Below are 13877 nucleotides of genomic sequence, written 5' to 3'. Positions count from 1 at the left end.
GTGAGTATACTATACGATGCTATCATTATTGGGGGCGGAGCCTGTGGTTTGATGTGTGCAGCCCAAGCAGGGCTGATTGGAAAGAAGACCTTGGTCCTTGAACGAAACGATAAGGTCGGCGCGAAGATCTTGATTTCCGGAGGTGGACGCTGTAATTATACAAATATCGGTAATAGTCCCGCTAATTTCATTTCTGAAAATCCAGATTTTTTACATGGTATATTCAAACAATGGACAGTAGACGATACCATTACATTTTTTGAACAGTATGGTATTGTAGGGCAGGAAAAAACACTGGGCCAGTTGTTTCCAGAGACCAATAAAGCAAAAGATATCGTTGCTGTATTTTCAAAAATTTTATACGAGACAGGGCAGGATATTGCATTGAATACCTTGGTGAAATCTGTAGAAAAAAACGATAATGGCTTTGTGGTAACGGTAGAAAATGCAAAAGGTGAGTCCCGATATCATGCACATAAAGTTGTTATTTCTTCCGGCGGGCTTCCGGTCCAAAAACTCGGCGCTTCGGACTTTGGATTACGCTTAGCCAAACAATTTGGTTTGAATGTCGTCGGTACAGCGCCTGCACTAGTCCCTTTGACAATAACTGGAAAAGACGCTGATTGGTATAGTTCTTTGGCTGGAAATTCGGTGTTCTCGAAAGTGTCTGTTGCCGGAATGTCTTTTGAAGAGAATATCCTTTTTACGCACTGGGGGTTAAGCGGACCCGCAATTCTTCAGATATCAAGTTATTGGAGACCGGGACAGGAGATTACGATTGATCTACTGCCTAATTTTAATTTAGATAATCTGATTAAACAGGAGCGGCAATACGGAGGTAAAAGACTTGTTTCACAATTGCTAAACGATTATTTCAGCAGAAAATTGGTCGATGCTCTTGGAAAATTTCTAACATTGGATACCAAAATTGCCTCACTTAGTAAAGCTGATGCGAAATTGATTGTCGATACTATCCATCGCTTCAAGGTAAAACCTGCGGGAGATAAGGGGTATGATAAAGCGGAGGTTATGCGTGGAGGAGTTTCAACGGAAGAGCTACACCCCAAGACCTTAATGTCTAAAAAAGTTGAAGGCCTTTATTTTGGAGGGGAGACCGTTGATATTACGGGATGGCTTGGCGGTTATAATTTCCAATGGGCTTGGGCAAGTGGTTATGCCATCGCCCAAGATATTTAGGTATCTTGGGGAGGTAGTGAGAGGGCTTGAATTTGACGTTTAATCGACAGATTTCTCAGCATAGAGTTGTGTGGCAGCAGCCAAGCGCTGTTGTATTCTCGTTTGCAATTTTTTTGGGGAGAGTACTTTAATGGATTCGCCAAAACCTAAAATTTCTCTTTCCAGTTCAAAGTTAAGTACAACATCGATACGAATTAAGATTGAGCCATCCTCCTTTTTGTCTAAAATCTGCTGTGACGCATGTAAGGGTTTTGTTGCTACATAAGGTGCATTTTTTGCATTGACCTGCAATATCACCCGGTGCCCGCGGTCCTTTTGTGTCTTCGTTACGCCTATAGCATCCGAAAAGTAACGTTCGAAATCGACCCCTGTATATTCCCTGTATGAATTTTTGCCCATTTCCTCGATAGCATTGATCCGATCGAGCGCTAGTGTCATCAATCCTTCACTCTTTTTATGCTGACCAATTAGAAACCATCGATTACGATATTCTTTTAGGAGATAGGGCGAGAAAACAAGATCCTGTTGTTGTATTGCTTTGAACGATTGGTAGCTGATCAGGAGTGGCGTTTTTTCGCGAATGGCTTGATGCAGTGGGCTGATAAAAGAAAGGCCTTTTAGCAGATTGTTGCTTTCCATTTGTATAATAGAAGGTGAATTGTCCTTTTTTGTATGGATGCTATCTTCAAGTCGCGCGACAATATCGCTCATTTCATCAAAACTGGAGAAACCGCTCACATGCTTAAGTACCTCTACAGCCTCCTTCATTTTTTGCATGTCACCGACGGAAATCGGTGAATTGCTAATGCTATAGTTGGGATCTTCATAGGTGTAGAATTTGCGGTGCAAGACGACAATAGGCGCATTGTAGCCGAGCTTATTGCTACGCATGAGTTGAATATCACCTTGTATGGTGCGTTTACTTATCCCATTTTTGATTCCTTCAAATTCATACAGTGCATCGGAAACCTTTTCCATAAGATCTTCCAAGGTCCATTTCCGATGTCGTAAGCGAAGACAATGGTCAATCGTTTTATAACGTATAAGAGCTAGTTTATTGAGTGCCATGTTTTTTTTGATAGATTGAAAATACAAAAACTTTCTTTATCTGCGCAAGCTAATTGCGTAGATTTTTATGTCTTTGATGCAAAATGAATGGTCTTTTCGAAATTGAAAAGAAATTCGGGTTTATCCGAGTAAAATAGCTACTTTTGCGCAGAAGCAAACTGGTTCTATCGCTGCTCTTTTTTGGGAGGAGAGGAAAGTCCGGGCAACATAGAGCAACACGCTTCCTAACGGGAAGGCTGTTATGAAAATAGCAGACAGAAAGTGCCACAGAAAATATACCGCTTTTCGGAGTAAGGGTGAAAACGTAAGGTAAGAGCTTACGGTCTTGTATGGTGACATATATTACGGTAAACCTCGTGTGTTGAAAGACCAAATAGGTTGCGAAATTCGAAGGCTGCTCGTCTTCTTTCAATTTATTGGAATTCGTAATGGGTAGGTTGATTGAGTTTGTCAGCGATGGCAAATCTAGATAAATGATAGAAATTCCACTTCGGTGGTCTACAGAACCCGGCTTACAAGGTTTGCTTCTTTTTCGCTAATTGCCAAAAAAACCTTATATTGATTCCCGTAATTGAAAAAATAGCATAACTCTCGATTTATGAGTACAATTTTAATCATTGATGATGAGCGCGCCATCAGAAGTTCGTTGCGTGATATCTTGGAATATGAAGATTATACGATTTTAGATGTCGACAATGGCCGGGATGGATTAGATATTTTAAAAAAGGAAAAAATAGATCTTGTTCTTTGTGATATCAAGATGAATACGATGGATGGGATGGAAGTTTTGGCGGAAGCACACCAAAGCAGCCCGGATATCCCTTTTATTATGATCTCTGGACATGGTACGATTGAAACAGCTGTTGAAGCGGCGAAAAAAGGAGCATTTGACTTTTTAGAAAAACCGCTGGACCTGAATAGATTATTGATCACGGTTCGTAATGCACTGGATAAAAGTTCCCTAGTCACAGAAACCAAGGTCCTGAAACGAAAAGTTAGCAGCTCGAAAACAAAAGATATACTGGGTGAATCGGGGGCCATCAAACGTATTAAAGAAACAATTGACCGAGTTGCACCAACAGAAGCCCGTGTATTGATTACTGGGGCGAATGGCTCGGGAAAGGAATTGGTTGCACGCTGGTTACATGAAAAGTCAAATCGTGGACAAGGCCCATTGATCGAAGTGAACTGTGCCGCAATACCTTCTGAATTAATCGAATCAGAATTATTCGGGCATGAAAAAGGATCCTTCACGTCGGCTATTAAACAACGTATCGGGAAGTTTGAACAAGCTAGCGGTGGAACATTGTTCTTGGATGAGATCGGAGATATGAGCCTTTCAGCGCAAGCTAAAGTGCTAAGGGCATTACAGGAACATAAAATCACGCGAGTGGGGGGCGACAAAGAAATTGACGTCAATGTCAGAGTAGTAGCTGCGACCAATAAGGATTTATTGAAAGAGATAGAGGATGGTAATTTCAGAATGGACTTGTATCACCGTTTATCTGTCATATTGATCCATGTCCCAGCGTTAACTGATCGTGTCGATGACATTCCTTTATTGTCCACAAACTTCTGTGAAGAGATCTGTATGGAATACGGGATACCTGTAAAGGAAATTACTACTGCTGCAATGAAAGAGTTGAGTCATCTTCCTTGGACAGGTAATATTCGGGAATTGCGCAATATGATTGAACGTTTAATTATTTTGAGCGACAGGTCGATTACCGATAAAGATGTTGTTGCCTTTGCTAACCCGTCCCGCGAACCTGTGAATGGTATAGCTCATGAAAAAAGTGCAACGAATTACGGATTAGATATGGACTCCTTTGATTCGTTTCAAGATTATAAAGATCATGCGGAGAAAGAATTTATAAAATATAAATTGGAAAAAAATAATTGGAACGTCTCCAAAACGGCCGATGATCTTGATATTCAACGTAGTCACCTGTATAGTAAAATAGAGAAGTTCGGTCTAAAGAGAGATTAACCGTTTAGAGAAATTTTAGTCTAGCAGCTGTGAACGAAAATTGCAGTTCGCTCGGACAAAGCGATAAAAAAAGAGATTCCTTAAGGAATCTCTTTTTTTATCGTCGTCAATCCCTCAACCGGGTTATACTTCTTGTGTTTTTAAAATGGCCTTTATATTGGCAACTGATATTTCTGTATAATTATTTATATAATCATTACTTGCAGGTAATTCTTCTTTTTTATGGGTTGAAAGTACGGCGACAACTTTCATTTCAGCATTTTTCGCCGCGGTAATACCCGAAAAAGAATCTTCAAAAACAATACAGCGGTCAACAGGAACTTGCAGATTTTCTGCAGATTTTAGGTAAACCTCAGGATGTGGCTTATGGAGTTTTACATCTTCGCTGCTTAGCGTGGAAGAGAATAAATGACGTATGTTCAATTCATCCAAAATTAAGTCCATATTCTCTCGGGGAGCAGATGTCGCCACAGCAAGCTTAAAACCGTTATTTTTTAATTCCGTTAGAAACTCAATTAAGCCCTTAATAGGGGCAACGTGTTCTTTATAGATAACTCTAAAAAGCTGCTCTTTTTCAAATTCAAGCGTTCGCAGTTCCTCAGGGGATATCGGACGCTGAAAGAAATGCTGCATAATGTAACTATTATGCTTACCATACATATGCTGCTCAAATTCCTCTTCTGTAGCTTGTTGTACATTGTGGTTTTTAAAAAAAGCTCTAAAAGCTTCCGCATGGAAAGGGTTGGTGTGGCTTATGACACCGTCCATGTCAAATATCGCTGCGTATTCTGTCATTGAGCTAATATACAATAATTGCCTTATTTGATCGATTTTACTCATTCATATTCTGGTAAATATTTTTTTTCGACTAGAGAAAGCTGAGATTAAAGCGTCCCTTGTCGCAGCTGCTTACCTCATTATGAAATTGGAAAAAGTCTTCATAAGTATTGGCAGGATAGCTGCCTTCAAAAAGTTCCAGTTTTCTGTAGGTGAATAGTTTATTGTCTTTTATTTCTGACCTAAATTCATACTTTCCAAATGGTTTCTCAATAATTTTCTTTTCAGGAGTTATGTTTTTGAGCATATTTTCCGGGAGGGCAATGCTAATGCTATCGATATCAGCGTAACCTCTTTCAATGAAAATATCTTCCGTTCTATTTCTACTTTCTGCAATATTGGAATGTGTGTTGAATAAATTAGGTTGGATCAAAAGTTTATTACCATTTTTCACAGCGTAGTTTTTGATAAAAATATTCAGGTTCTCCTCAATAAATGGATTTTCCTCCTTATGTTCAATATAGTTTACCTGATTGAAATTGATATTGTCTATATTATAGTATTCCGTGAGAAGCTTATTCTTATCATTATTGCTGGCTAAAAGCACGTCCATATGGTTCTCATATTGGGCTCCGTAGAACTTGGTATTTAAGGTGCCCTGAATGCTTCCGTCTTCCGACAGTTTTAGGTCGGCATAGCGCAGTTGAAGATTGGTTGAGTTAATATATTTCGGCGTATGCATGATAACTCCGCCATTTTCGGTACAAGCAACGACATCTCTATCGTCGGTAAAGTCGCTAAGAAAACCAAATGGAAGGTTTTGGCTTGTACATTCCAGCCAGGTCGTATCATTTTTGAATGGAATACATAAAATGACGTGATTTCCGTCCTGGGCATTTGCAAAGGTTTTGTGAAAACTTTCTTTGCGTCTACCTGCTTCGACAATACAGTAATAGGATGGGATATTGACGGCCGACAACATGCTTCGCATGTAATTCGCCAGTGCTTTACAATCACCGTAGCCCAAGCGGTCAACCTCAGAAGCCGGAAATGGTTCTAAGCCTCCAATGCCTATTTGAATACTGATGTAACGTGTGTTTTTTTGTAAATAATTGTATAGAATCTTTGCTTTGTCTTTATCTGAGCTGGCGTCTTTTGTTAATGCTATAAATTTTTGTTTAGATGCTTCCGTCAAATCTTCTTTTTTGTTCAATAGGCTATTGGATACCCATTGGCCAAATTCTTTCCAATCCCCGAAATTTCCAGTCTTACCATAATAAATAAAATTTTTGGGAACGATGAGTACATTTATTCTTTTCAGGTTAGGATTGGGGCTATAAGATTCCTCCTTTTTTGCAGCGATCTGTTCAGTATTCCATGTCTTACTTTCAGTCTTGTCATTTTTCTCTTCTTTGATACTTCCTTTATAGTTCGTTGTTTCAATTCGGCATTCTGTGCCAATTGGTGCAATAAATTGAAAGCTGCTTTTCTCTACGGATACATTACTTGAGACCTCAGGAGTCCAAGATGGAATGATCAAGTTTTGTTTACTTCTAACTTCGTATTGGTATTCGACTGTATAGGGATAGCTGTGATAGTCAGGTACATATAATTTTACCCGAGAATCGGCAAACATCGTACTGTTGTCCACAGCGCTAATATCTTTGAAATCTTTCGTTGCAATTTTCTTTTGCAATATCCCCATTTCGTTATAGATGGCGCCCTTAAGGCTCTTAATTTCGCTAGATTTATTATAATAGACCGGAAGTGAAGCATAGCGGTCCCCATTTTTATTGTAAACTGTGATAGCACACGTTATGGTTGTGATGACTTGTTCGGGCGATTTCATTTCTACCACAGTTTTGTCATTGCGTACAGTTGCTACTGCTCTGCTTTTTAATGCACTTGGAATATTGGCGACGTCGTAGTTATCTTGTCCAATTGCGAGGATCGGAAGCAGGAAGTATAGTAAGTTGATGAATACGATTTTCATTTTTTACCGATTAATTTTATGTCTAGCTTTTGTTGTTGAATAATACGTGAATACAATTCTTTGAGCGAAAAATATTCATCGACGGAAAAGATGGGTTTGTTGAACGCGAGGCTCTGTAGTATTTCAAGTTGGTTGCCATTGACCTGCGTTACATATCTATATTTTGCAGTTGACTCCGGGAGTGCTAATGATGCATTCTGAGGCTTCTCAGCAATTTCATAATGATCGGGAATGGTCAATTTAACGGAGTACAATGTTTTGGATTTAAAACCCATATCAATCGGATAAGTTCTTTCCTGTGCTTTAAATGGATTGTAGGAAATCCTGTCAATAATATTGGGGGCCAATAATAATACGTCTTGTCCCATCTGTTTGGAGACATCTACGATGACATCAAATTCCTCTATTAATAGCTGATCAATTTCTTCTAGGTTTTGGATACTTGATTTTGTTAAAGTTACATTGGGCATTTCTTCGTCCAGTTTTTCCCAGTATTCCTCCAAAGAATTGAATTTGGCAATATGTTGGCGTTTTAAAAAGGCTTTGTTACCCCTGCTACTTATGGTCAGTTTTCCCTTAATTTTAGATTGTTCATCTAAAGCTCCCTCCAATACGTAGCTTACATCGGAAGATTCTTCTACCGTAAGTGGAAACCAGTCTGAGCTCTTCTTGGAGTAGATAATTCTTCCTCGTTCATTTAGACATTGTAAGGGCAGCTCTCCAAAAGGTAAGTATGGATTGGAGGCATCTAGTTTATATTTTACGCCATCTACATCTACGCAAGCGATGACATAGTCGAAGTCAGATAATACGGGAAATAAGGCATTGGGCGTTCCGTTTCGTCGCGTTGAAAGAATAATAGGGTAGGCCTCCAGATCTGCCGCTAATAGCGCGGTTACTAGCGCTAAATTGATGTCGCCAATATTGCCAGTTCGTTTTTCCAATGCCTTTTCAATGCCAGATTCTGCATATTTGCCTAAATAATTATTCCATTTTATTTGTTTGTTGATATAGTTATAGATCTTCTTTGCTTTTTCTAATTTGCTGTCAGTAGGAGACACAATTGTTGCTAAATTGGCTTTGAATAAGTCTGTTTTTTTTAATTGACCTCCAAAAGCCTTTTCATTCATGAGGTCCGTATCTACGTCTTTCCAGGTTTTGCTAAATGTCTTCTTACTACCAGTACTCGGATAAAAGATTGATTCAAGCTCATAATAGATCGCAGATTTGAAATTGGTTGGCGAAGTCATGTAGTCCTCTTCAACAAATGCCGGAATGTTCTTCATTGTATAGGTCAATTTTGAACAATCCATTCGCAGTCCATCCAGGAAAAGATATTCTTTCAATGCTTCGGCTTTTTGATCAGTAAGTTTGTAAGGACCACGTAAAACTACATTGTAAGCGAAAGAAGCAGGAATAATAGCGATATATTGGCTTTGTATTTTGGGAATGTCATCTTGAAATTCCCATGTCTTGAAATTAAATAAATCCTGCTCTAGTGTCCGATAGGACACTTCAATAATAGAGCCTTCTTTAATATTTGGAAGGGTAAATTTATTAAGGTCCAGATAAGCCGAGTAATTTTCCCTGAAAACTTTCTTATTTTCAAGCTCCGTTTTCTCGATCCTGCCATTTTCTAAGTTATATGTAACAGCCTTGAGTTCGTCAAAATAGTCACGTATATAACTTCCGCGTTTATACGAGGGGATTTCAAAATTAGCTTTTTTAAACCCTTCTTTGTTATTGATGCGGATAATTACATGGTATTCATGCTGAAGTTTTATACGATTATCATAATCATCAACAAAAACAGAACTCCGTCCAAACTCATTCAGCACGATAGCGTTGGCGTTACTATCTAGGTCTGTTCGTGAGAAATCCGAAATAGAAACTTTACCAAAGTCAAAAGTTTGGGCTATACTATTTGTATAAATAGAAAATATTAAAAATAGCGTTAAAAACTGGCGCATAACTATAGGTGTAATAATTCACGAATATAAGTTTTTAGCCAAAATTAAACGATACTTCAGAATAATTATTTGTCTAGTTGCAAAAGATTATTAATAATTTCGGTGATGGTATCGATATCTTCACCATCTTCCAGCATAGAGAATGCAAGATAGGTGGCGTAGATTTCCGGACTGAATTTTACGTGCTTATCAGCGATAAACCGGTCGATCTGCTCTTCATTGCATTCAAAATGAATACTTTGTAGTTCGTTGAAAAGATTGGTTGAAATGGTCTGATGGTTCTCACCACAGGCAAATCCTGCAATAATATGGAATAGAAACTTATCGGTTATTTCGTCATCTTCCTTTTTGAACATCGCACGAATATGCTTATAATCGAATTTAGTTTTTGCGCTATTCACAATAGTGTCCCAAATCTGATACTCTGCTTTAGTCTCCATAGCTCGCTTTAAATTTATATTGGTATAAGCAATATAGCAAAAATAATTTGATTTTTGGCAAGGATAATGAAACTTATTGGCCTACCCAAAAGAGCTCCGAAAGCGGATTATCTGTAGCTATAAAATTCACCAGATCGTCAGGTAAAGGACGGGATGTCAATCATGATGAATAACTTAGGCTTGTAATAAGGTGAAAACAATCTCTCCTAAGAAGCAGCCTAATATAACGCCAAATAGAATCGACAAAATCACTTTTAACCAGACTGGGCTTGTTGCTAAAATCAGTTTCATGCCGCAAAATTGCTTTAAAAATATGCTGGAATGAAGACTTTTCTCTTATTTAAAGCTAGCTGTGGCGATACAATGACATGAATTTTTGGCTTTGTGGTATGATAATTGAAAATTAATAGTTGAATTCGATTTTTTTAGTAATTTAAGTCGGAAAATGAAATTGTTGAAATAGCCTGATTTATAATTATGATAACACGAATAGTATTGACAATTGCTCTATTTACTTTAACAAAAGTTGGGCTTGGCCAACAGGTGAATATTGATAAAATTCGAAAAGAATATGCGGAGGCCGTGAAGGATGAGGATCTGTGTGAACATAATTTAGAGGTGCTGACGGAAGGTGCCAAATCACCGACCGAGAAAGTATACCTGGCCGCTTATCAAATACTTTTAGCGAAACATATAGGCAATCCATTTAAGAAAGTTGGGCAGTTCAAAGAGGGCAAAAAGCATTTGGAAGAAGTGATTAAGGAGAATCCAAATCATATTGAAGCACGGTTTATACGTTGGAGCGTACAGGTGCATGCGCCTTCTTTTTTGGGATATAACAATAATATCCTTGAGGATAAAAATTTCCTTGTTAAAAATCTTTATAAATTACCCAATGAAGAGGCTAAATCAATTATTTATAATTATCTCAAAGGCGCAAATCCCTATCTTAAAGGTGGGCAAGTATTTAGCGCTACAGAGCTGAAGGAGCTAGCCCAATAGGACGTTAAAGGTTGTTAATTTGACAAGACTGTGGGGTATTTTGGCTAGAATATTGCGTATCTTGCTATATGAATTAATTCAACATCTACAAAAAGAGTATATCATGAAGAATTTAGTTTTTCCAATGACTGTATTAACGGCCAGTTTGTTTGTTATCGGATGTGGTGTCAGTAAAAAGCAATATGCTGGTTTACAGTCCGACTATAGTAAATTACAAACGGAGCACAGTCAATTGACCAAACAATATCAGGATGGACAGCTTCAATTGGCTGAAGGTCGGACACGGATCAAGAGTTTAGAAGATCAGTTGGCCTCTGAACGACAAAATAATGCGGATCTCCGATCGGCTTATGCTGCTTTGCAGAAATCGCTCGATAACAGTATTAATCAGAATTCACAGGGAAATATTAATATTTCCAAGTTGGTTGATGAAATTAACGCTTCAAATAAATATATTAAGCATCTCGTTGAGACGAAAAACAAATCCGATTCCTTGAATCTGGTATTGACCAATAATTTGACAAGATCGCTTAGCCGTGAGGAATTGCAGGAAGTTGATGTACAGGTGTTAAAAGGGGTAGTTTATATCTCACTTGCTGATAATATGCTTTACAAATCCGGTAGCTATGAAATTAATGATAGAGCCGATCAGACATTAAGTAAAATTGCGAAAATTATCCAGGATTACAGAGATTATGAAGTATTGATTGAAGGTAATACCGATACCGATCCAATTTCTAAACCTAATATTCGGAATAACTGGGATTTAAGTACCTTACGGGCTTCTTCTGTGGTGCAGGCTTTACAAAATAAATATGGTGTGGATCCTAAACGCTTAACTGCAGGCGGTAGGGGCGAATATAATCCAATTGCAGATAATACAACGGCACTAGGTAAGCAACGGAATAGAAGAACGCAGATTATTATCACCCCTAAATTGGATCAATTTATGGAGTTGATTGATAAGGCTCCGGAGACTACCGAGGTACCATCGGCACAATAGATTTTAATGAGGTAAATAAAAAAATCCTTTCCGTTTTCGGAAAGGATTTTTTTATTATCCAAAGAATTTAGTCGGGTCAAAACCGTGCTCTTTCAACACATCATCTGGTACACCATTCCAGACTCCAGGTTTATTTCCGGCATAGCCGATATCTTTCACACCCATTTCACTCGTGTAAAACCCTGAGGAAGTCAGGTTGCGCATCAATGAAAAGAAGGCGGCACCTTGTTTCATTTCCGGTTTTGCCAAATCAGGGTAGGCAATATCATCCACTAATGCAAGTTGATCTTTTGCGCCGCATTTGATAAATACTGTTCCGTAACGCTTTTTGGATTGGAGGTCGAGCCAACGAAGTCCGCCACGCATAGGGATTTTATTATCAGGCAAATCTTTTACGATAAATTCGATGAAATCGGGCACTCCCGCTTCCGAAGCACTTCCTGAAATGTTATCCTTAGGAATAATAATATCTGCCAAAACAGTGATTGTAGCCATTTCATGTTCGTCAAAAAACTTTTCGGCATATAATTGTTCCGTGCGTTCGTATTCAAAATCCTGGACTCCAGGTAGTTTTTTGCTATTGTCTGCTACTGCATTTTTAGCATCTTTTGAATTGCAAGCTGCGGTTAAAAGACCAGATCCAGCTGCAATTAATCCTAATGCTCTTAAAGATTCTCTTCTATTCATGCTTTTAACCGTTTAATTTTTTCTTTTCTTGAAGTATATATTCTGCTGTCCGCATTGATAAGGCGAGTATTGTCCAGGTCAGATTTTTGTCACCTTGTTGTACAAATGGTCCCGCATCGACGACGTAGAGATTTTTACAATCGTGCGCTTGACCCCATTTGTTCAAAACGGAGGTTTTAGGGTCATTTCCCATTCTTGTGGTACCGCCTTCATGAATAATTTTTCCGGGAGCTTCCAGGCCATACAATGTATCTGCTCCTGGTATTTTAGAAGTAATTACTGCACCCATTTCGTGCATAATAGACTGAAATGTCTCTTGCATATGTTTGGCTTGTGCTATTTCTTCATTCGCCCATTTGTAGTTGAAACGTAGCACAGGGATTCCGAATTTGTCGACTTTATCGGGGTCAATTTCACAGTAATTGTCTTTTCTTGCCAATGCCGTTCCCCGGCCTGCCATACCTACATTTGCACCATAATAGCTACGGAAATCTTCTTTTAATGCAGTACCATAACCGCCTTTGGCTTTTGACTTCCCATCCGAATTTTTCGCAAGGTCATTTACTTTCGGTACCCAATTCAAAAATCCATATGAGGGCATATGTAAACCGCCACCATATTCGATGTGGTAACCTCTTGGGAAATTCAACTTGGCATTATCTTCCCACCATGGTGAATAAATATGGACACTTCCAACGCCATCCTCATTATAACGCTTCCGGTCAAGTAGTTGTGGTAAAAAGCCCGATAAACTGGCCCCTGTAGAATCGTGGAGATATTTTCCGACTAAACCGCTGCTATTACCAACACCCCCAGGATGCGATTTTGATTTGGAATTTAACATGATCCGCGCGCTTTCACAGGCACTAGCACCCAAAATAACGGTTTTCCCTTTAACGGTATATTCCTGCAGATCCTTGGTGTTTACATAAGAAACACCAACTGCAATTCCTTCATCATTTGTAATGACTTCCCTTACCATTGCATTGTCTATCACTTTTAGGTTACCTGTTTTCATCGCTGGAATAACCAGACAAGATGATGAAGAAAAGTCCCCATAAACTTTACATGCACGGCCACATTGGCCACAGTAGAAACAGGTGCCTCGATCTTTAATATCTTTTGATACTTCGGTTAGCACGGCTCCTCTTCCGGGAATTACTGGAACTCCAGCTTTTTTTGCACCTTTTGCAATATATAATTCGTTTAAGCGTGGTTTAGGTGGTTTCATAAAAATACCATCGGGTTCGTTATGAATACCTTCTGCCGTGCCATATATTCCGATCATTCGATCTACACGGTCATAAAATGGCTTAACTTCTTCATAAGTGATAGGCCATTCGTCTGTTACACCATCCTTTGGTTTGAAATCGTCAGGTCCCATACGCAATGAAATTCGACCCCAGTGGTTGGTTCTGCCGCCCAGCATACGTGCTCTGAACCATTCAAATTCAGTTCCCGCTACCTTGCTGTAGGGTTCACCTTCGATTTGCCAGCCACCGAAGGCCGCGTCAAAATCCCCGAATGGTCTTGTGGTACCGGCACCTCTTCTTGGAGATTCCCAAGGCCAGCGTAGTTGTAACGAATCTTTTGCTGGGTCATAAAAAGGACCTGCTTCCAGCATCAATACTTTAAGCCCCGCATGTGCAAGTATATAACCTGCCATACCACCACCTGCGCCGGAACCAACTACGATGGCGTCAAATAATTCGGGATTTTCTTTAATTTGATAATCTGACATAATTAAATG

At 39.0% G+C, this 13877-nt stretch carries 11 protein-coding genes and 1 other RNA gene; 5 read left to right on the top strand and 7 right to left on the bottom strand.

The features are described from left to right. Nucleotides 1-6: 6 nt before the first annotated feature. The gene (locus ACHWSC_RS09955; RefSeq protein WP_120334961.1) at nucleotides 7-1197 is read left to right on the top strand and encodes an aminoacetone oxidase family FAD-binding enzyme; all 1191 of its coding nucleotides are present in this window, start codon (nucleotides 7-9) and stop codon (nucleotides 1195-1197) included. Between the two features lie 39 nt (nucleotides 1198-1236). Here ACHWSC_RS09955 and ACHWSC_RS09950 read toward each other — a convergent pair whose 3' ends face one another. After that, nucleotides 1237-2265 carry a helix-turn-helix transcriptional regulator gene (locus tag ACHWSC_RS09950; protein WP_394676633.1) on the bottom strand — a complete coding sequence of 343 codons (1029 nt, stop codon included), beginning with the start codon at nucleotides 2263-2265 and terminating at the stop codon, nucleotides 1237-1239. A gap of 151 nt (nucleotides 2266-2416) precedes the next feature. Here ACHWSC_RS09950 and rnpB point away from each other — a divergent pair. Together rnpB and ACHWSC_RS09940 are read left to right on the top strand one after the other, a co-directional pair. Further along, an RNA gene (gene rnpB / locus ACHWSC_RS09945) (RNase P RNA component class A) lies at nucleotides 2417-2796 on the top strand. A 67-nt stretch (nucleotides 2797-2863) separates the two neighbouring features. Further along, a complete protein-coding gene (locus tag ACHWSC_RS09940) occupies nucleotides 2864-4255 on the top strand; it encodes a sigma-54 dependent transcriptional regulator (protein WP_088160865.1) in 1392 nt (463 codons plus the stop codon). A 123-nt stretch (nucleotides 4256-4378) separates the two neighbouring features. Here the strand turns inward: ACHWSC_RS09940 and ACHWSC_RS09935 are convergent, their stop codons facing one another. From ACHWSC_RS09935 to ACHWSC_RS09920, 4 genes are all read right to left on the bottom strand, one after another. Further along, on the bottom strand, nucleotides 4379-5095 hold the full coding sequence (locus ACHWSC_RS09935; RefSeq protein ID WP_394676632.1) for an HAD family hydrolase: 717 nt from the start codon (nucleotides 5093-5095) through the stop codon (nucleotides 4379-4381). 28 nt (nucleotides 5096-5123) lie between these two features. Next, a complete protein-coding gene (locus ACHWSC_RS09930) occupies nucleotides 5124-7025 on the bottom strand; it encodes a DUF3857 domain-containing protein (protein WP_394676631.1) in 1902 nt (633 codons plus the stop codon). Continuing rightward, the gene (locus ACHWSC_RS09925) at nucleotides 7022-8995 is read right to left on the bottom strand and encodes a transglutaminase domain-containing protein (protein WP_394676630.1); all 1974 of its coding nucleotides are present in this window, start codon (nucleotides 8993-8995) and stop codon (nucleotides 7022-7024) included. The genes ACHWSC_RS09930 and ACHWSC_RS09925 overlap by 4 nt, the downstream gene beginning before the upstream one ends. Before the next feature lie 65 nt (nucleotides 8996-9060). Next, nucleotides 9061-9435: a hypothetical protein gene (locus ACHWSC_RS09920; protein WP_205398818.1), complete on the bottom strand. Its 375-nt coding sequence runs from the start codon at nucleotides 9433-9435 to the stop codon at nucleotides 9061-9063. A 477-nt stretch (nucleotides 9436-9912) separates the two neighbouring features. On the opposite strand from ACHWSC_RS09920, the gene ACHWSC_RS09915 reads away from it, so the two are divergent. Further along, nucleotides 9913-10437, top strand: a complete 525-nt coding sequence (locus tag ACHWSC_RS09915; protein ID WP_120334876.1) for a hypothetical protein — start codon at nucleotides 9913-9915, stop codon at nucleotides 10435-10437. Nucleotides 10438-10540: 103 nt separating this feature from the next. Then, nucleotides 10541-11440, top strand: a complete 900-nt coding sequence (locus ACHWSC_RS09910; protein ID WP_394676629.1) for an OmpA family protein — start codon at nucleotides 10541-10543, stop codon at nucleotides 11438-11440. Between the two features lie 54 nt (nucleotides 11441-11494). Here ACHWSC_RS09910 and ACHWSC_RS09905 read toward each other — a convergent pair whose 3' ends face one another. After that, complete coding sequence (locus tag ACHWSC_RS09905) at nucleotides 11495-12127, bottom strand: gluconate 2-dehydrogenase subunit 3 family protein (protein ID WP_088160870.1); 633 nt, start codon at nucleotides 12125-12127, stop codon at nucleotides 11495-11497. A gap of 4 nt (nucleotides 12128-12131) precedes the next feature. Continuing rightward, entirely contained in the window at nucleotides 12132-13868 is a 1737-nt protein-coding gene (locus ACHWSC_RS09900; protein WP_120334875.1) for a GMC family oxidoreductase, read from the bottom strand. Nucleotides 13869-13877 lie beyond the last annotated feature (9 nt).

The sequence above is a fragment of the uncultured Sphingobacterium sp. genome, from assembly GCF_964277905.1.
Lineage (GTDB): Bacteria > Bacteroidota > Bacteroidia > Sphingobacteriales > Sphingobacteriaceae > Sphingobacterium > Sphingobacterium siyangense.
This window is presented reverse-complemented; position numbering and strand designations above follow the sequence as displayed.